The organism is Paenibacillus sp. FSL L8-0158, from assembly GCF_038592965.1.
Classification (GTDB): Bacteria; Bacillota; Bacilli; order Paenibacillales; family Paenibacillaceae; genus Paenibacillus; species Paenibacillus polymyxa_D.
Genome location: NZ_CP151949.1, coordinates 3896702 through 3915198, shown reverse-complemented (window position 1 = coordinate 3915198; position 18497 = coordinate 3896702). Strand labels below are relative to the sequence as shown.

At 47.9% G+C, this 18497-nt stretch carries 18 protein-coding genes and 1 other annotated feature; of the genes, 16 read left to right on the top strand and 2 right to left on the bottom strand.

Annotation, left to right across the window (positions count from 1 at the left end; translation table 11 throughout):
- Nucleotides 1–3: 3 nt before the first annotated feature.
- The 11 genes from NSQ68_RS17215 to NSQ68_RS17165 all read left to right on the top strand — a co-directional run bounded on the left by NSQ68_RS17215 (nt 4) and on the right by NSQ68_RS17165 (nt 9844).
- The gene (locus NSQ68_RS17215) at nt 4–1251 is read left to right on the top strand and encodes a DUF58 domain-containing protein (RefSeq protein ID WP_342426621.1); all 1248 of its coding nucleotides are present in this window, start codon (nt 4–6) and stop codon (nt 1249–1251) included.
- A complete protein-coding gene (locus tag NSQ68_RS17210; RefSeq protein WP_342426620.1) occupies nt 1248–3494 on the top strand; it encodes a transglutaminase domain-containing protein in 2247 nt (748 codons plus the stop codon). The genes NSQ68_RS17215 and NSQ68_RS17210 overlap by 4 nt, the downstream gene beginning before the upstream one ends.
- 145 nt (nt 3495–3639) lie before the next feature.
- Complete coding sequence (locus NSQ68_RS17205; RefSeq protein ID WP_013311200.1) at nt 3640–4170, top strand: YqeG family HAD IIIA-type phosphatase; 531 nt, start codon at nt 3640–3642, stop codon at nt 4168–4170.
- Nucleotides 4163–5290 (top strand): ribosome biogenesis GTPase YqeH, encoded by a 1128-nt coding sequence (gene yqeH / locus NSQ68_RS17200; RefSeq protein WP_307347128.1) that lies wholly within the window; start codon nt 4163–4165, stop codon nt 5288–5290. The genes NSQ68_RS17205 and yqeH overlap by 8 nt, the downstream gene beginning before the upstream one ends.
- Nucleotides 5291–5395: 105 nt before the next feature.
- Nucleotides 5396–6265: a shikimate dehydrogenase gene (gene aroE, locus NSQ68_RS17195; protein WP_342426619.1), complete on the top strand. Its 870-nt coding sequence runs from the start codon at nt 5396–5398 to the stop codon at nt 6263–6265.
- 68 nt (nt 6266–6333) lie between these two features.
- Nucleotides 6334–6630 (top strand): ribosome assembly RNA-binding protein YhbY, encoded by a 297-nt coding sequence (gene yhbY / locus NSQ68_RS17190; protein WP_013311197.1) that lies wholly within the window; start codon nt 6334–6336, stop codon nt 6628–6630.
- 17 nt (nt 6631–6647) lie between these two features.
- The gene (nadD, locus tag NSQ68_RS17185; protein ID WP_342426618.1) at nt 6648–7238 is read left to right on the top strand and encodes a nicotinate-nucleotide adenylyltransferase; all 591 of its coding nucleotides are present in this window, start codon (nt 6648–6650) and stop codon (nt 7236–7238) included.
- Nucleotides 7222–7818: a bis(5'-nucleosyl)-tetraphosphatase (symmetrical) YqeK gene (yqeK, locus tag NSQ68_RS17180; protein ID WP_340956178.1), complete on the top strand. Its 597-nt coding sequence runs from the start codon at nt 7222–7224 to the stop codon at nt 7816–7818. Before nadD ends, yqeK begins: the two co-directional genes overlap by 17 nt.
- Entirely contained in the window at nt 7815–8162 is a 348-nt protein-coding gene (rsfS, locus tag NSQ68_RS17175; protein WP_013311194.1) for a ribosome silencing factor, read from the top strand. The genes yqeK and rsfS overlap by 4 nt, the downstream gene beginning before the upstream one ends.
- Nucleotides 8159–9067: a S1-like domain-containing RNA-binding protein gene (locus NSQ68_RS17170; RefSeq protein WP_029515375.1), complete on the top strand. Its 909-nt coding sequence runs from the start codon at nt 8159–8161 to the stop codon at nt 9065–9067. Before rsfS ends, NSQ68_RS17170 begins: the two co-directional genes overlap by 4 nt.
- A gap of 3 nt (nt 9068–9070) precedes the next feature.
- Entirely contained in the window at nt 9071–9844 is a 774-nt protein-coding gene (locus NSQ68_RS17165) for a class I SAM-dependent methyltransferase (protein WP_307347115.1), read from the top strand.
- A gap of 71 nt (nt 9845–9915) precedes the next feature.
- Here the strand turns inward: NSQ68_RS17165 and NSQ68_RS17160 are convergent, their stop codons facing one another.
- The gene (locus NSQ68_RS17160; protein WP_307347112.1) at nt 9916–10305 is read right to left on the bottom strand and encodes a tautomerase family protein; all 390 of its coding nucleotides are present in this window, start codon (nt 10303–10305) and stop codon (nt 9916–9918) included.
- A 184-nt stretch (nt 10306–10489) separates the two neighbouring features.
- Nucleotides 10490–10747, top strand: a binding site (T-box leader).
- Between the two features lie 61 nt (nt 10748–10808).
- Here NSQ68_RS17160 and leuS point away from each other — a divergent pair.
- Nucleotides 10809–13247: a leucine--tRNA ligase gene (gene leuS / locus NSQ68_RS17155; RefSeq protein ID WP_342426617.1), complete on the top strand. Its 2439-nt coding sequence runs from the start codon at nt 10809–10811 to the stop codon at nt 13245–13247.
- On the opposite strand, the gene comER is transcribed toward leuS, so the two are convergent.
- A complete protein-coding gene (gene comER, locus NSQ68_RS17150; protein ID WP_342426616.1) occupies nt 13228–14073 on the bottom strand; it encodes a late competence protein ComER in 846 nt (281 codons plus the stop codon). The two genes, leuS and comER, sit on opposite strands and share 20 nt — an antisense overlap.
- Nucleotides 14074–14363: 290 nt before the next feature.
- On the opposite strand from comER, the gene NSQ68_RS17145 reads away from it, so the two are divergent.
- The 4 genes from NSQ68_RS17145 (at nt 14364) to NSQ68_RS17130 (ending at nt 18453) form a co-directional block, all read left to right on the top strand.
- A complete protein-coding gene (locus tag NSQ68_RS17145; protein ID WP_342426615.1) occupies nt 14364–15011 on the top strand; it encodes a helix-hairpin-helix domain-containing protein in 648 nt (215 codons plus the stop codon).
- Between the two features lie 89 nt (nt 15012–15100).
- Entirely contained in the window at nt 15101–15619 is a 519-nt protein-coding gene (locus NSQ68_RS17140) for a cytidine/deoxycytidylate deaminase family protein (RefSeq protein ID WP_069010453.1), read from the top strand.
- A gap of 178 nt (nt 15620–15797) precedes the next feature.
- Nucleotides 15798–15950, top strand: coding sequence for a hypothetical protein (locus NSQ68_RS17135; protein ID WP_342429168.1), 153 nt, complete (start codon nt 15798–15800; stop codon nt 15948–15950).
- Complete coding sequence (locus NSQ68_RS17130; protein WP_342429127.1) at nt 15880–18453, top strand: ComEC/Rec2 family competence protein; 2574 nt, start codon at nt 15880–15882, stop codon at nt 18451–18453. The genes NSQ68_RS17135 and NSQ68_RS17130 overlap by 71 nt, the downstream gene beginning before the upstream one ends.
- Nucleotides 18454–18497 lie beyond the last annotated feature (44 nt).

The window sequence follows — 18497 nt, the reverse complement described above, 5'->3', positions numbered from 1 at the left end:
GGAATGAATATGTTCAAGAGGAAGCGCAGGCTTCCCCGGCTGTCAGGCCGCATCTGGCTTCTGATGGTCATATGGGTGGTGTGCCTGCTATATTTGTTGTTTCAGGGCGGCAAGACGTCGGTCATGCTGTTGTCTATGGTTACGCTATTAATCGTTTATTTATGGATCGTTGGTCTGAGCGGAGTTCGCCGTGTGCAAGGCTCCCGGCAGCTTTCGCAAGGCTCAGAGTTTGGAGAACTGCTGCATGCAGGAGATCAGGTGCATGTAAAGCTGAGCCTCAGCATTCCTGGATTTCTTCCGTTACCCTATGTCATTGTCCGTGAGATCCTCAAGCGACATACAGGTGAATCCTGGTCGTTTGAGGACAGTGTCATTCCCAGTCTAAAAGGGGGCGGTCAGCTTACATTTCAGACTCCCGCTTTAGAGCGGGGAAGCTACCACTTTGAGGAAACTGAATGTGTGAGTGAGGACATCTTCGGTCTGTTGGAGCACAAAGGCAGATTGAACGCACGCGGTGAATTTCGGGTGCTGCCCCGAACGGTATTCATTCCGTATTGGCAGATGAATGACCGTCGCTCAAGGATGTCTGGACCGCAGACCGTTCAAACTCGAACGCGGCGTGAAACAACACAAATTAACGGTGTACGGGACTATGTATATGGAGATCGGTTTTCGCGCATCCACTGGAATGCGACGGCGCGTACAGGTAGCTGGAAATCCAAGGAATTTGAGCATGAGACAGTTCCCAAAACGATGCTTGTGCTGGACGTACACATGAAGCATTATGTGAACGCCGAACAGTTTGAGCTAGCTGTATCCTCTACCGCTTCATTGCTGGAATATGGTGGACGGGAGCGAATGGGGGTTGGATTGTGCACAGCTGGAGAGAAAGGCACCGTCTTTCAACCAAGTGAGCAGACAATCGAACGACAACGAATGATGCATCACTTGGTAGACATACACACCACTTCAAAAGGTAGCTTGAAATCCGCTGTAGAAAGCAGTGTGCGCCAGTTTCCGCAGGGCTGTTATTTTATACTGATTAGTCCGCTGAAGGATTATCAGGCGATGGAGCTTCTTCGCTGGGCTGATACCCGGGGAATGACTCCGTGCCATGTCTATATTGGAGAAGGTTCTGCTGAGGGAGAAGCTGAAGAATGGATGAGCATGCTTCGTGCAAGGGGAATTAAGGGCTACGATGTTGAGAGCCTTGAAGAGCTCCCGGCTGTAATGGGGGGAGGGACACTATGAAGAGCTGGTTACAATCGTTAAAGGGTTCCTGGGCCCCCGCTTTTACATTTTTATGGATTATTATTATTGCCATGCAATGGGTTTCTTTTGCTTCCGAATTATGGCTGGAAGAGACAAGAGCACTTGTACTGATGACCATTACAATGCTAGCTCTGGTGAAGATTGTACTACCATTTCGTCCTTGGATTGAATTTATTGTTAAGGCGGCGGCGCTGTTTTTTATTTTGTATCGGACATTGGTGTCTTATTCAATCATTATCCCCTTCGGAGGGGTAGCCAATCGCCTGGACCAATTTATTTCCAATATGTCTCCTTATATTTGGTTTTCCCTCATTGCTTGGCTAGTTATTGAAATGGTGCCGCTCATCGTTACAACCAAGCAGCGGATTCTTGTTTTTGTGGGTATTAACATTGCCGCGCTGGCAGTGCTTGATTCCTTCACGCCAACTGTGCTGTGGGAGGAGGTTGCTTGGATCGTCTTTGCTGGTATGGGTTGGCTGGTGACACAGCATCTGCAGTATTTTCGGCAGCATTATCCTCAAGGATGGAAGCATATTAGGCGCTATCCATATAAAATAGCAGCCAATATTGCGGTCATTTTTGCGCTCATTATTATGGCTGGTGTCAATATGCCCGAGGTACAGCCAGCTTTGACGGATCCCTATACAGCGTGGACCCAGAGAAATAGCTCAACTACCGCCGGGATCAGCAATGGATCCGGGGCACTGAATCAGCGGATGAACACCGCATCAGGTTATAGTCGCCAGGATAATCGGTTGGGGGGAGGCTTTAATTTTGATTATTCTCCTGTCATGACCATCACGACCACTCAACGAAGCTATTGGCGGGGGGAAACGAAACGAACCTATTCCGGTACAGGCTGGAGTGACAAGGGCAACGATGATCAAACGATAAATGATGTTCCAATGACCGCAGAACTTGAAAACACACAAGAAACGCGGCATTCGACTGAGCAGGTCGTTCAGACCATTACGATGCAAAACGACCAAAGCTATCCTGTTCTATTTGGCGCTTATTCGGTGCAGCGTGTTCAATCGGTGGACAGAGATTCACGGGCAGACGGGTTACGTTGGAAGCCGGAACAGGCGGAACTGCTTTGGAATCCATCCTCCCGAAGAACTGCTTATCCTAAAACGTATACTCTGGTATCGCATGTTCCTGTGATCCCTGAGAAAGAGCTACGCACAAAAACTTTTAATGAGTTGTACGGAAAAAACAAACAGGAAGCCTATCTACAAATTCCAGATGAGTTGCCACAGCGGGTTCGTGACTTGGCTCAGAACGTAACGTCAACGGCGAAAACGCCATATGAAAAAGTCGGATTACTACAGCAGTACTTGCAGCAAAATTATGCATATACGAACAATCCGGATCTCTCACGGAAAAGAAGCAGAGATTTTGTGGATGCCTTTCTGTTTGAGATTCGGGAGGGCTATTGCGATTATTATTCCACCTCATTAGTCATGATGGCTCGCTCCGTTGGGGTTCCAGCCCGTTGGGTTAAAGGGTATGCACCTGGTCAGCAAACGTTTTCAGATGATGCAACAACGGGTGAAGGTGACGAAAATATGTCCTCTTACTCCGTGACAAATGCGGATGCTCATTCCTGGGCGGAAGTATATTTAGGTGAATATGGTTGGGTTCCTGTAGAAGCTACGCCTGGCTTTGATATGCCGCTGCTTACGGAACAGGAGGATTCCAAGACTTCAGAAGCCCCAGAGGTTAAAGATCAGTCTGAACCGGAACAGCCTAAGCAAACCCCGCAGACTAATCCGGAGGAAGCTTCAAAGATTCATCCTGTAATTATAGGTTCTGCTGTTGCGATTCTGCTGCTGTGGGCTGCTTATATCGTCTGGCGTAATCGGGCAGACATTCACTTTTACCTGCTGCGTTTACGCAGAGGTAAGCCGCTGACCCCGGATGAAAAGGTGGTCGTCGAAACTGAGCACTGGTTAAGGTACATGCGAAGAAGGGGATTTGTCCGCGCCAGTCACGAGACACTGAGGGAATCAGTTGATAGATGGTCGCTAGAAGTACCGGAACAGGCTTCAATTTTACATCAGCTGCTTGGACGATTTGAACAAGCGCGTTATAGTCCCTCATCCGTAACCGCAGAAGATTGGCGTATGGTTCGCCAGCAAGCCTCTCTGTTACACAAAGAAGGATGGATAAAACGATGGTCTGGACGAAAAGCTGCGACGGATCAGAAGGATCAAGACTAGTCTATTTTTGATCAGGTTTAAATGCCGTCTATTTTAATCTTGAGCTATATATTTAGTAAAAAAGCTGTCCGTTTGTTGCGGATAGCTTTTTACTAAGCCATAGTAATATGGTATAGTTTGTCGTATGAAACTGAGGTGACCGACGTTGTTTGAAATGCTGATGCCCAAATTACGGGTGAATACCGTCTTTGATATTGATCTTGAAGGCTTATATGCTCAAGGATATCGCGGCATTATTACGGATCTGGATAACACGCTGGTCGGCGCAAAAGCGCCGAATGCAACTCCCGAGCTGGTGGCCTGGTTTGAGAAGGTCAAACAGGCGGGTTTTAAGCTTGTCATCGTGTCTAACAACAATATGGACCGTGTATCCGTGTTTGCTACGCCTTTGGACATTGAATTTATACATGCCGCACGGAAGCCCTCCAACTCGTCTTTTCGTAGAGCCATCCGTATGATGGGGCTGACTCCGGAAGAGACTATTATGGTCGGAGACCAAATGTTGACGGACGTATTGGGAGGTAACCGACTGGGGTTGCATACGGTGTTGGTGCTACCGATATCCATTCATGATGAAGGAGTCATGACTCGATTTAATCGACGGTTGGAGCGAATCGCGCTCACAAGGTTACGTAAGAAAGGCTTATGGCTTGAGGAGGAAAAGAAGAATGACTGAAAGACCTGACGGCGGCACTGCCGTCAAATGTAGTGGTTGCGGAATTACCGTGCAGACCACTAGCCCGGAGCTTCCGGGATTTATTCCTGAAAAATTGCTTACTCGCGAACCTGTCATCTGTCAGCGTTGTTTCCGAATCAAAAACTATAATGAGACGTCTTCAGTGACGGTGGATCAAGATGAGTTCTTGAAGCTGCTCAGCCAGATTGGCGACAAGGATGCACTCGTTATCCACATTGTAGATATTTTTGATTTTGAAGGTAGCTTGATTTCCGGTCTGCAACGCTTTGTAGGCTCTAATCCGGTTATACTGGCTGTAAACAAGACCGATTTGCTGCCTAAGGTAACGAATTGGAACAAGGTACGTAACTGGGTACAAAAGCAAGCGAAGGAGCAAGGGCTTCGCACGGAAGAAATCGTACTGTGCTCAGCTAAAAAAAATCAGGGCTTTGACCGTCTTTTGGATGTGGTATCTGAGCTCCGTGGTAACCGCGATGTATATGTGGTGGGAGCGACAAATGTGGGTAAATCCACGCTCATTAACCGATTGATTCGTGATTATAGCGATATGGAGCAGGAACTCACAACGTCCCGTTACCCGGGAACTACACTCGATATGGTGAATATTCCGCTCGACGACGGCAAGCACATTATTGATACTCCGGGTATTGTATACCCTTGGCGATTCAGTGAGATCGTTTCCCGTCAGGACTTGAGCGCTATTATGCCGGACAAGCCGCTGAAGCCTGCTGCGTATCAGCTTGATGCCGGACAAACATTGTTTTTCGGCGGTATGGCGCGATTTGATTTTGTCGACGGTCAGCACCAATCTTTTACCTGCTACATTAACGGTGGTCTTAAGATACATCGCACGAAGCTGGAGCGAGCTGATCAGTTGTTCGCTGATCATGCCGGGGAATTGTTATCTCCGCCAACACGCGATCAATTGGCAGAGATGCCGGAATGGACAAGACATGAGTTCCGCGTGCCACGCAAATCTCCATCGGACATTTATATTTCCGGTTTGGGATGGATTAGGGTAAATAGCGAGAACGGAGCTCTGATTGCGGTTCATGCTCCTCGGGGAGTCCGTGTGCTTTTGCGGCCTGCGTTGATATAACGTTGCTGTAACCATGTTATAGGGCGGCAAGGAACAGGTACTGGTTCCTGCCGCCATTCATGTATTTGTGCGGCCTAATATTTTGCAATATGGGGGAGAGCGACGATGAACAGCGGGGAGTCTGAAGCGACCGAACAAGGTCTTGTACTATTGGGCGTATTGGGTGATCCGATCAAGCACTCCAAATCGCCTCTAATGCATAAAATAGCTTTGCAGGCAGCGGGGATTGAGGGAGATTTTGTACCTCTTCATGTAAAACCGGATCAGCTGGAAGATGCCATGAAGGGGATTCGCGCTTTGCATTTCCGCGGAGTCAATGTGACGATTCCCCATAAAGTCGAGGTTATGAAATATCTGGATGAGATTGATGAAGGGGCCAGACTCATTGGCGCTGTCAATACGATAGTAAATGATAATGGACGGCTTAAGGGCTATAACACGGACGGAATTGGCTACGTACGTTCCCTCAAAGAAGAGACCTCTGTCGAGTTGAAGGGCGCAAGAATTGCTGTGCTTGGAGCCGGAGGGGCTGCTCGTGGCGTGATTCATGCTCTGTTGGAGGAGCAACCGGAATCGGTCATTATTTTGAACCGAACACGTGACAAAGCTGAGCAACTGGCATTAGAGTGGACGACGGAAGCGATCCCAGTGAGGGGGTATTCCAACGAGGATGCTAAGAGCGTGCTCGCCACAGTGAATGTGTTGATTAATACAACTTCAGTGGGAATGTCTCCTTTATCGGATGAACTTCCACTGGAAACGAGCTTGATTCCGGAAGGAATCATTGTGAGTGATTTGATCTACAACCCGTTGGAAACGAGACTTTTGCAGGAAAGCCGTGAACAGCGCGGCTGCACTGTACATGGGGGCTTGGGCATGTTCGTGTACCAGGGGGCTGTGGCTTTTGAGTATTTTACAGGGGTTGTCCCTGCTGTAGAGCAAATGAGAGAGGCTGTGCTGAGTAGCCTGTCGTGAGTAAGATTGAACATTAAAATTATGGAAATGCTGCATTGCATATGTAGCGACGAAGGGGTTAAATATACATGTTAACAGGTAAACAAAAAAGATATCTGCGCTCAATGGCGCATCATTTGGACCCGGTTTTTCAAGTAGGCAAAAACGGTACGAATGAGCATCTTATGCGTCACATCAACGATGCGATTGAAAAGCGTGAGCTGATGAAAGTGCAAATTTTGAACAACTGTTTGGACGACAAGCATGAAATTGCGGAAGAACTGGCCGCGGAGACAGGTTCTGAGCTTGTTCAGATCATCGGGAGCACTATTATTTTGTACAAAGAATCCCGTGATCATAAGGAAATTGAGTTGCCTAGAGGATAACACGCGGGGAGAAAATTATGAAAATCGGTATTATGGGTGGTACATTTGACCCGATTCATATTGGACATCTGCTGGCTGGAGAAGCGGCAAGAGATGCCTATGGGCTGGATCAAGTATGGTTTATGCCTTCTCATATTCCTCCGCACAAGCATCAAGCGGGGGCGAGCGGTAAAGAACGTCTGGAGATGACGAGTGAAGCGGTGGCGGGTCATCCTGCTTTTGAAGTGCTGGATATTGAAGTGCTTCGCGGGGGAGTATCCTATACCATTGACACGATCAAGGAGCTTCAGGAGTTGCATTCTGCTGTGGATTTTTATTTTATTATTGGTGCGGATATGGTGAACTACTTGCCTCATTGGCAGGGAATTGAGGAACTGGCGCAGCGAATTTGTTTTATTGGTGTTCGGCGCCCAGGATTCCAGCTTGCAATGGATGAGTTGCCGCATTATTTGCAGGACAAGGTACTGCTGGCGGATATGCCAGTGGTGGACATTTCGTCCACGGATATTCGAGAGCGTGCTGCGGCAGGGCGCACTATCCGTTATCTTGTGCCTGATCGAGTGCATGACTATATTACAAGGGGCGGTTTGTATGAAGTACAGCCGTGAGCAATTAATGGAAGCCGTATCTGGTCAAATGCCTGAAAAACGCTGGAAGCACACACTAGGTGTTATGCATACCTCAGTGGAGCTTGCAAAGCGCTATGGAGCAGATCCGGATAAGGCCGAACTGGCGGCTATTTTGCATGATGTAGCGAAATATTGGCCTGTTCAGCAGATGGAAGAGGTGATTCGCAGTCATCCCGAATGTGATCAGGGGCTTTTGGAACATGACAAGCAGCTCTGGCATTCAGAGGTAGGATACTGCGTTGCAGCAAGAGATTACGGAGTGGATGATCCTGAAATAAGGAATGCGATCCGCTGGCATACGTCAGGACGCGTAGGTATGAGTCTGCTGGACAAAGTCGTGTGTCTCGCTGATTACATCGAACCGGGACGGGATTTTCCCGGGGTTGAGCATATCCGTAAACAGGCAAAGAAAAGCTTGGAGCAGGGCCTTGTCGCTGGATTTGACTCCACAATTTCATTGTTGCTGGAGAAGAAAAAGGTTATTTTTCCACTGACAGTCTTGTCGCGCAATGACTTGATTCAACAACTAAAACAGAGAAAAACGGAGGTTCATGAATGACCCTAACTAATGAGCAATTAATGCAAACAGCGGTTGATGCCGCAAATGATAAAAAAGCAATGAATATTGTCGCACTGGATTTGCGGGGAATATCACTAGTAGCTGATTATTTTGTCATCTGCCACGGTAATTCGGATACACAGGTACAGGCGATTGCAACAGAAATTCGCAAACGCGCTCATGATGAAGGTGTAACTATCAAAGGAATCGAAGGAATGGATTCCGCCCGTTGGGTTTTAATGGATTTGGGGGATGTCGTAGTGCATGTCTTCCATCGCGACGAGCGCGAATATTACAACATTGAACGACTCTGGTCGGATGCTAAGGTTGTGGAAAAGGTATGAGTTTGATCGCCGGTACTTATGTCACCATTATGGTGGATCGTGAGGTATCTCCTTTCGGCTACTTTCTCACTGTTGGCGAGCAGGATGTGCTGCTGCACTATACGGAGCTGACACGTGAAATTGAAGTTGGTGAACGGTTGGAGGTATTTATTTTTCACGATACAGAGGACCGTTTGGCCGCAACCATGAAAAAGCCGTTCTTGTCGTTGGGCGAAATGGCTAAGCTTGAGGTGGCCGATGTGCATCCGCGTTTGGGTTGTTTCCTGGAGATGGGATTGGGTCGTCAGCTTTTGCTGCCGATTCGTGAGTTGCCAGAAAACCGAGATTTGCATCCTCGGGTGGGCGACTACGTGTATGCCATTATGGAGCATGACAAGCAAGGCAGATTGCGGGCTAAGCTGGCAGGGGAACAGGAACTGGCTCCGTTGTGCTTCCACGCCCCTGATTCGTGGCTGAATACGTGGGTGCAGGCGACTGTGTACAAGCCGCTTCAAATGGGCACATTCGTTCTGGTGGACGGAGGGGTGCTTGGTTTTGGCGCGATTGGGATGATTCACTCTTCGGAACGCAACCGGATGCTTCGCTTGGGCGAAGAGGTTAAGGTACGGGTCACGCTTGTTCGCGAAGACGGTCGGGTCAATCTGGCAATGTCGCCACGCAAGGAAGTGGGCCGTGATGAGGATGCTGATCGATTGATTGCTTTTCTGAAAGAGCGTCCGGGCGGCGGTATGCCTTACTCCGACGCAACACCGCCGGATATTATCAAGCAACGGTTTGGTATTAGTAAATCCGCCTTCAAGCGTGCGATGGGCAAGCTGATGAAGGAAGGAATGGTTACACAAAAGGAAAACTGGACCTACCTGGTGGAGAAAATGCCGAAACCGAAGGACGGGAATGGGGAATAAAAAATGGCTTCTTACCGGAAGTTTGCCTATGTGTATGATGAGCTGATGCAGGACATGCCGTACCCGGACTGGTTGCGCTTTGCACGGCAGGCTTGGGATCAGTACGGGATGCCGCATACGGTGGCCGAGCTGGGCTGCGGAACGGGTTCCATTACGATTCCCCTGGTTAACTCAGGGTTCGAAGTGGCTGGAATCGACTTATCCTCTGACATGCTGGCAGTAGCCCGTCGCAAAATGGAAACCACTCCACAAGGACAGCGATTGTTTCGTGAGGGAAGCGTTCGCTGGATACAGCAGGATATGAGAGAATGGATTTTACCCGAGCCTGTGGATTCTGTAATTTCTTTTTGCGATTGTCTGAATTACTTGTTGGAGGAAGAAGATATCATTTCTACTTTTCGCAGAACGCATGCTGGTCTGAAGCCTGGCGGAACCTTCTTGTTCGATGTGCATCATCCCCAGACGTTTTTACGTTATGATGAAGAGCAGCCTTTCGTACTGGACGAACGCTCTATCTCGTATATCTGGACATGTGCGTTAGACACTCCCCGTTGTGAAATTGAGCATCATCTTAGTATCTTTGCGAAAGCAGAACATGAAGGACGCGATCTATACCAGCGTTTCGAGGAAATACATGTACAACGTGCCTATGACCCAGACTGGATGAAGGCAGAATTGTCCAAAGCGGGTTTTCGCGATGTGAAGGTATATGCGGATTTTGAATGGGTAGAAGCAGAAGATGACGCGGCGAGACTGTTTTATGTTGCTGTAAAATAGCAAAGATTCATTGAACGAATATGGGAAAAAAAGACGCTTTTCATGATGACATGAAGGGCGTCTTTTTGCACTTATATATTCACTTTATAGTTCAACTGAAGCTCATCACCCGGTACACCCCGAATGCCCCAGTTCTGTTTGGGTGTTTCAAATATAGTAATCTCAAGATCCTGTGGAGAAATACCCAAAAGATCGTTAATTCTTTGGAATAATAGGTGAATGAGTTGCTTCTTAGCTTCTGTCGTTCTGCCTTCAAAGATACTGATTTCAATAATGGTGTACGCCTCAGAGCGACCATCGGCATATATAAAATCTTCCTGATCCATAGGAAAAAAACGATGAAACCTCTTGTCAGGAGGATATTTGAACGCATCCACCACAGCAGAATGAATCACCTCTGAAAGTTGCTTTTTGATTGGATTTAGAGTCTCTTTTATTCCGTAAATTTTAATCTGTGCCATTTCTCAGCTCACCTTTCTTATCTCAACTCATCTCAACTTGAAGCGATTTAACTCGGAATTATTATAAAACATTCGTATGCCTGTGTCATGAACAATTAGTATGGAGAGGGTTCTTAACACCAAAGGTAGTCCTTATTTGACTTTTTTCGCGGTTTTCAATATAATAGTGCCATTATTAACGGTTAAACAATCGCTGATGAGGAATAGTAGCTTTGTCTGGACATGTAGAGAGCCGGCGGGTGGTGCAAGCCGGTTGACAGCGCAAAGTGAACTCGCCTCGGAGATATGCGTCCAACGCAGGAACGCCCTATACTGGTGCTTGTATCCTGTTATTAACCCGCATCGGATCACCTCCGTTATCAGGTGCAAAGGGAGTAGAACGCGAAGAACGCTTTCTGCTAACTAGGGTGGTACCACGGGAATATAACCTCTCGTCCCTAGCGCTGACACGCTACGGGATGCAGAGGTTTTTTTGTTGCATACCGTTTGAGGAGGAAAAGACAATGACAGACACACAGCCGAAGCACGGCTATCAACCGCAAAGTATTGAACCAAAATGGCAGAAATATTGGGATGAGAACAAGACGTTCCGCACCGGGGAAGAGCCGGGCAAACCGAAGTTTTATGCTTTGGATATGTTTCCGTACCCATCTGGAGCCGGCCTGCATGTAGGCCACCCGGAGGGCTACACAGCTACGGATATTGTTTCACGTTATAAAAGAATGCGCGGCTACAACGTACTGCATCCGATGGGTTGGGACGCCTTCGGTCTGCCTGCGGAGCAGCATGCGCTGGATACAGGGGAGCACCCACGCGAAATTACGGTGAAAAACGTAAATAACTTCCGCCGTCAAATCAAATCGCTCGGCTTCTCCTACGACTGGGATCGTGAAATCAGCACGACGGATCCTGATTATTACAAATGGACGCAGTGGATCTTCATCCAGCTGTACAAGCGCGGCCTTGCATATGTAGCTGAAGTACCTGTGAACTGGTGCCCAGCGCTGGGAACGGTGCTGGCGAATGAAGAAGTTATTGACGGTAAGAGTGAGCGTGGCGGTCATCCGGTCGTCCGTAAACCAATGCGTCAATGGATGCTGAAAATTACGGAATACGCGGATCGTCTGCTGGATGATCTGGAGGAATTGGATTGGTCTGAGAGTATTAAGGATATGCAACGGAACTGGATCGGTAAGTCTACCGGGGCAGAGGTTCGTTTTCCAATTGAAGGCTATGACGAGGAACTCACAGTATTTACAACTCGCCCAGATACACTGTTCGGCGCAAGCTACTGTGTGCTGGCACCAGAGCAGGAATTGGTGGATATTATCACTACGCCTGAGCAAAAGGATGCTGTACAACAGTACCGTGAACAAGCTGCTCGTAAAAGCGATCTGGAGCGTACGGATCTGGCCAAGGATAAAACAGGCGTATTCACAGGAGCTTATGCAGTGAACCCGGTGAACGGCGAAAAGCTGCCCATCTGGATTGCTGACTATGTACTGGCAGGTTACGGAACTGGAGCGATTATGGCCGTACCTGCTCACGATATGCGTGACTGGGAATTTGCCAAGCAATTCGGATTGAATATCATTGAGGTTGTCCAAGGCGGAGATGTGGCTAATGAGCCATATACTGAGGATGGACCGCACGTCAATTCAGGCCTGCTGAATGGACTTACCAACGAGGAAGCGATTCCGAAGATGATTGAATGGCTGGAAGCCGAGGGCAAAGGACACGGCAAAGTCACCTATCGTCTGCGTGACTGGCTGTTTAGCCGTCAACGCTATTGGGGCGAGCCAATTCCGGTAATTCATCTGGAGGATGGAACGATCAAAACGGTTCCTGAGGACCAACTTCCGCTCGTACTACCGGAGATGGACAATATCAAGCCTTCAGGTACAGGTGAATCCCCACTGGCGAACGCAACAGATTGGGTGGAAACCATTGATCCTGAGACAGGTATGAAAGCACGCCGCGAGACAAATACGATGCCGCAATGGGCAGGAAGTTGCTGGTATTACCTGCGCTTTATTGATCCGAAAAATGACAAAGAGCTTGTATCCAAAGAGAAACAACGTGAATGGATGCCTGTTGATTTGTATATTGGCGGAGCGGAACATGCGGTTCTTCACTTGTTGTATGCCCGTTTCTGGCATAAGGTGTTGTATGATATCGGCGTAGTGGAAACGAAAGAGCCATTTTATAAGCTGGTCAACCAGGGTATGATCTTGGGCAACAACAATGAAAAAATGAGTAAATCACGCGGTAATGTTATTAATCCTGACGATATTGTCAATACGTTTGGCGCCGATACGCTGCGTATTTATGAGATGTTTATGGGGCCGCTGGAAGCGACCAAGCCATGGAATGAGAATGGGGTAGAGGGAGCACATCGTTTTCTGTCCCGCGTATGGCGCCTGTTTGTTTCCGAGGATGGTAGCCTGAACGATAAAATTACAAATGACGGCGGTAGCGATGAGTTCAATCGTACTTGGCATAAAACGCTGAAAAAAGTAACTGAAGATCTAGATGCACTGCGCTTCAATACAGCGATCAGCCAGCTGATGATCTTCACCAACGATGCATACAAAGCAGACCTTCTACCGCGTGCAGCAATGGAAAACTTCGTGCAAATGCTGTCGCCGCTTGCACCCCATCTGGCCGAGGAATTGTGGCAGTTGCTGGGGCACAATGATAGCATTACCTACGCGGCTTGGCCTGCTTATGATGAAGCATGGACGGTGGACGCCGAAGTGGAAATTGTTGTGCAAGTGAATGGTAAAATTGTGCAGCGTGCAACGATTGCCAAGGATCTTGATGCTAAAGCGATGGAAGCATTCGCTGTGTCGTTGGACAATGTTCAGCAGGCACTGGCCGGCAAAACGATCCGCAAGGTAATTGCTGTTCCAGGTAAGCTGGTTAATATTGTTGCCGGTTAATCGGCTTTAAGCCGAAGGAGACATCTACCTTTTGCATGTCCTCTTCATACTTGTTGTGCGTGGCCTGTATCAGCTCGGGAAAGACACTGTGCAGGCTGATGTCCAACAGTGCGAGAGCTTCGGCGGTAATACCTCCGGGAACCGCTACTCTGGCCTGTAACTCGGCTGGTGTCATCCCGCCTTCCGTGAGCAGCTTTCCAGTGCCGATGATCATTTCACCGGCCAGGGCACATAGCTCCGTACGGTCTATACCTGTAGCTTGAACTGCGGCTTGAATCCACTGGTCCATAAAAAAGGCCAAGAAAGCAGGACCGCAACTCGAAAAATCCGATGTGATCCGAGTATGAGATTCTTTAACCCGAATTGGCCTGCTGATGTGGGACATAAGCTCTTCCAGAAGGAAGCGGTCCTCCTCTGTAATCCGGCTTCCATGGATGCATAGTGAGGCTCCGCTGCCCACTTGGTGGGTGATACTGGGGATAATTTTGGACACTTTGGCTTTCAGTGCATGCTCCAAAATACGAATCTGCACCGGGCTTGTGATAGATACGACGATTTGCTCTTCTGTAATAACGTTGCGTATTTCATCCGTTACGGCTTTTGATTCCAGCGGCTTCACACAGACAAACAGAACATCGCTTTCCGCTGCCGTTTCACGGTTGCTTTGGGCTGCATGCAAACCTGGATAACGACGGGCTAGCTCGGTTACCTTGGATTGCGTTCGATTACTTGCTGATATTTGCTGCGGCTTGAGTGCGTTAGAATTAATAAAAGACTCAATTAGCAGACTTCCCATGCTGCCAGTCCCGATAAATCCAACTTTCATTGTTCAACGTCCTCCTTTCATACTTTGCGGTATAGACGCTGTGCTGTCATTCTTCTTAGTGTATGCACCTGGTCTTGGCCGACATGACGAATTTTATGTCTGAGCATGTTAGATCGTGCCTGGGGTCGTACCGCTTTTTTGTAAAAATGCTCACAGCGAGACCGTATGGGGGTTGTTTACACCCTCCGGTTTAACGGGAATTGGACAGACTTGCTCTGTTTGATTGAGACGGTGTTTTCAGTCGGCTCACAATTTCCCGAAATCCATGTGGAGTAGGGGACGATACGGAAATGAAACGCGTATGGACAGGAACAGCGATAACGCTTGCTGTAATCGGGAGTGGGCTTATTTTATTTGCCGGAGGACAGCGTTCTGAGCCGCAAGAAGAGTGGACTTTACTTAACCATAAGGTGGAGCAGGCTGTGGCGATGGATTCAGAGCCAAATGAGTCGCAGCGCAGCAGTGACTATGCCCAGGAAAAGCCTGCTGTAAAAGAACCTTCAGACAAAGCTGAGCGCAGTAGGAATGCCGAAGCCGCTGACAAAGTGAAAAGTGATACTGTGCAGATATCAACTGGTGTATCTGCTGCTGTGAGCGGAAACTCTATTGCGGGAAATTCGAGTACCGTAAAGCAGTCAGGTGTTGCGGAACCGAGCTCAGACACAGGTATTGTCAGTTCGAGTGGTGTAACGACGAGTAGGACCAATACGGTAAGTGATTCGGTTACTGCACCCGTTTCCGGCGAAAAGAAGGTAAACATCAACACGGCGACTGCTGCCGAGTTAATGGAGCTACCAGGGGTTGGGGCTAAAAAAGCCGAGGCTATTTTGAACTACCGTAATCAGCACGGGGCGTTCAAACGTGTGAATGATTTGGATCATGTAAAGGGAATCGGAGCTAAAATGTTGGCGAAAATGAAGCCGTATGTCAGCTTGTAACTTATATAACAATCACAATGTACATGCCCTGAGAACGACGGTAGCGGATATGGTTTACGTTTTAACTTGTTTATACGGGAGAGATGGAAATGAGTGCAGATGTACGCAAGGACTGGGACACCTACTTCATGGATATCGCTTATATGGTATCCACCCGTTCACGCTGTGCGCGGCGTCATGTTGGAGCCGTACTTGTACAAGGTAAAAAGCTCTTGGGGACGGCCTATAATGGAGCACCATCGGGGGTGCCTGACTGTTCTGAGGCAGGTTGTATGATTTCAGAGGAGTATGAGGTCGTTCACCGTGATGGGCACGAGGAAATGGTTAAAAAGCAGCGTTGTATTCGCACTATTCATGCGGAGCAGAACCTGCTGCTGTTTACTGACCGAATTGATCGTGAAGGCTCTTCAGTATATGTCACCGATCAGCCGTGCTGGACGTGTGCCAATATGTTGGCGAACAGCGGTATTGTGGAGATTGTATACCACCGACCTTATCCCAAAGATGCCGACAAGGTTCGTGCTATGATGGAGGAAAAGGGCATCGCTTTTCGTATGCTGAAGACCTATCATCCGCCAAAAGAAACGCTGATGGATGTTATGAACTAAAAAGTAAACGAGGAAGAACCTCTGACGAATGCTATTTTGTCAGAGGTTCTTTTTGTTTTGTGTTTTTGAACAGAAAGCAATGTTTGCTACCGGAAGGTGATCGTATTCAAGCTAAGCTTGTGTTAACTAGACCTATATTGACCCTTACTGTTTGCTGGATTACAGGAAGTGCGGGAGCATGTCTGTATTCTGGACGTATGCTTATGTTGCTCTGGGCGGGGGTTACCCTGATCTTTCCGCTTATAGCTTTATTGATGAAAATCCCCATCCGGCATATGGTATTACTTTGGCTTGCATTCAGCGGGGGTGGATTTCATTGGTTTTGGCATGATACGCATAATGTTAGCAGTATTCCCGATGCTCTTCATGTATCGTCTTCTATGGTGGAAGACATGCCTGTTCAAGCAACAGGGTTTATCGCTTCTGAAGTACAGGTAGATGGTGATCGAACACAGTTTGAGATGAGAGTTACTTCAATCAATCACTTCGGAAATCATTCGAACAAGGACGAGAATCGTGCACCAATTTCTGAACAGGTCATTGTTCATATCAAGTTGGCTGCCAAGCAGGAACAGCAACTTGCGGCAGCATGGCAACGTGGAGATGCAATCCTACTGCGTGGCACCTTAAAGGCTCCTGCAAAAGCGGGGAACTTTGGTGGCTTTGATTACAGTGAATACCTGCACACACAGGAAATCCACTGGCTTTTCAAAGGCGATGGGGCAGCCTCGTTACAGAAGCAGGAAGTTTCACTATGGAACCGCTACACTTTGTTCAGATGGAATGATCAGCTTAGGGAGCAGCTAGGACAGAGAATGGAATTGGCATTTACATCGCTTCATCACGCTGGATATATGAAAGGACTGGTACTTGGGGTTACAGATGAGTTGGACCCAGCAACCTATAACGAGTTTACGCAGCTTGGTTTAACGCATATTTTAGCAATATCGGGCATGCATGTGGCGGTATATGCAGCTACACTATTATATTTACTTAAGCTGTTACGAGTTAGCCGCGAGACATCTCTTATGGTCGTGATGATACTCATTCCGGCATATGTCCTGCTGACAGGTGCTTCTCCCTCTGTTGTGAGGGCAGGAATTATGGCGATGATCGGCTTGTTTGCAGCCCGACGAGGGTTGCTCAAAGACGGACTTAATATTCTAAGTATATCCGCGCTGCTCATGCTGATTTGGAATCCATATTATCTACTTAGCGTCAGCTTTCAGCTTTCCTTTTTGGTGACAGGTGGGTTGCTCATTTATATGCCGCTTATGAAGCCGTTTTTCGCCAAATGGCCTTTCCTGATCGGCGGTGAAGTTGCGATTACAATTACGGCACAGCTTGTTTCGTTTCCAATGACGGTATTCTACTTTAATCAATTTTCGCTGCTATCATTTGCGGCCAATTTTGTGCTAGTACCCCTTATTACATATATCGTGCTTCCATTGGGTACGGTGGCGATGGGAATTGCCTTTTTGTGGGGGGATGGGGCTCGTATATTTGCGTGGCCGGCAGAGCAATTGAACGATTTGACCTTTTTACTAGTAAAATGGCTGAATGTGGATGATGCTTATGTGAGTATTTGGCCGTCCTCCTCCATTCTTTGGGTCATAGCGTATTACGTAGCTTTGTACAGTGTTTTGTACTGGCTCACAACGTGGCTGACATCCCGCAGACAAACGAACGACATTACCGTCTTGGACTCTACTCCCATTTCATCAACTATCTATACAGGATTAGCAGCTTCTCCAGAGTGGGCGGCTATATTGCATACGGCTCCTAAACCTGAGGGAGCAGGGAGATTTGCGCGTCGACAGTGGAATGGTTATCGTCATTTGGCACTGGCTCTAAGTGTTATTGCCTGGCTTGGGATATTGTATACGGGTTACCAATCTCCTGGTGGGAGAAATATGGGGGTGGTTCAATATCTGGATGTGGGCCAAGGTGACAGCATTTTAATTACAACGCCGGGCGGGAAACATATCTTGGTTGACGGCGGGGGGACAATGGACTTTGCAACAGGGAAAAATGCTTGGCGCAAGCGTGCAGATCCCTACGAGGTAGGTAAAGATACGCTTGTACCCTTACTAAAGCAACGAGGTGTGCATCGACTGGATGCTGTCATTTTAACACACGGAGATCATGATCATGCCGGAGGACTACAAGCTGTGCTTGACCAGATTCCCGTATCTACCTTGTTTTTTAATGGTACCCTGACAGATAAAGCTCCATTCCGTAAGCTGTTGAACACGGCTTTAGATAAGCAGATCAAGCTGTACGGTGCACATCATAGCATGGAATGGGAACCAGACCAGGCTACGAAAATCCGCTTTCTCTATCCGTTTACGCTACCGGATAACGAATCTGAACAGTTGCCTGTTATGAAGGAGCAAAATCATTACTCTGTTGCCATGATATTGGAGATGGAGGGAGCCTCCTTTTTGTTCACAGGAGATATGGATGATGCAGCAGAGTCATTGTTGCTTGCTGAATTAACCCCTTCTTCATTCCGTTTGAAAGATGAGGGAGCAACGGGAGGGGCAAGGAAAGCTATAGATGTCATGAAAATAGCACATCACGGCAGCAAGTATTCTACCTCGGAAGAGTGGTTATCCTACTGGCGACCGAGAGTATCTGTCATTTCGGTCGGTGCGACCAATACTTACGGACATCCGAATGAAGCGGTATTGAAACGTTTGTCGGCAGTTGATTCTGCTATATATCGAACCGATACGATGGGAGAGATACAGATTCGAACACAGCAAGGAAAACTGAGTGTGCGGTACCAACGCAAACAGTACAAAACAGATACTAATACAACAACACACTAAAACAGGTGCTCATTCTTAGGAGTGTGCTGTTTGCTTTGAATCCA

Coding starts and splice junctions, on each gene's coding strand:
- NSQ68_RS17165 (WP_307347115.1), top strand. CDS start 9,071: ATGGCTTCTTACCGGAAGTTTGCCTATGTGTATGATGAGCTGATGCAG.
- aroE (WP_342426619.1), top strand. CDS start 5,396: ATGAACAGCGGGGAGTCTGAAGCGACCGAACAAGGTCTTGTACTATTG.
- comER (WP_342426616.1), bottom strand. CDS start 14,073: ATGAAAGTTGGATTTATCGGGACTGGCAGCATGGGAAGTCTGCTAATT.
- NSQ68_RS17145 (WP_342426615.1), top strand. CDS start 14,364: ATGAAACGCGTATGGACAGGAACAGCGATAACGCTTGCTGTAATCGGG.
- rsfS (WP_013311194.1), top strand. CDS start 7,815: ATGACCCTAACTAATGAGCAATTAATGCAAACAGCGGTTGATGCCGCA.
- yqeK (WP_340956178.1), top strand. CDS start 7,222: ATGAAGTACAGCCGTGAGCAATTAATGGAAGCCGTATCTGGTCAAATG.
- yqeH (WP_307347128.1), top strand. CDS start 4,163: ATGACTGAAAGACCTGACGGCGGCACTGCCGTCAAATGTAGTGGTTGC.
- leuS (WP_342426617.1), top strand. CDS start 10,809: ATGACAGACACACAGCCGAAGCACGGCTATCAACCGCAAAGTATTGAA.
- NSQ68_RS17140 (WP_069010453.1), top strand. CDS start 15,101: ATGAGTGCAGATGTACGCAAGGACTGGGACACCTACTTCATGGATATC.
- NSQ68_RS17210 (WP_342426620.1), top strand. CDS start 1,248: ATGAAGAGCTGGTTACAATCGTTAAAGGGTTCCTGGGCCCCCGCTTTT.
- NSQ68_RS17160 (WP_307347112.1), bottom strand. CDS start 10,305: ATGGCACAGATTAAAATTTACGGAATAAAAGAGACTCTAAATCCAATC.
- nadD (WP_342426618.1), top strand. CDS start 6,648: ATGAAAATCGGTATTATGGGTGGTACATTTGACCCGATTCATATTGGA.
- NSQ68_RS17170 (WP_029515375.1), top strand. CDS start 8,159: ATGAGTTTGATCGCCGGTACTTATGTCACCATTATGGTGGATCGTGAG.
- NSQ68_RS17135 (WP_342429168.1), top strand. CDS start 15,798: ATGTCTGTATTCTGGACGTATGCTTATGTTGCTCTGGGCGGGGGTTAC.
- yhbY (WP_013311197.1), top strand. CDS start 6,334: ATGTTAACAGGTAAACAAAAAAGATATCTGCGCTCAATGGCGCATCAT.
- NSQ68_RS17215 (WP_342426621.1), top strand. CDS start 4: ATGAATATGTTCAAGAGGAAGCGCAGGCTTCCCCGGCTGTCAGGCCGC.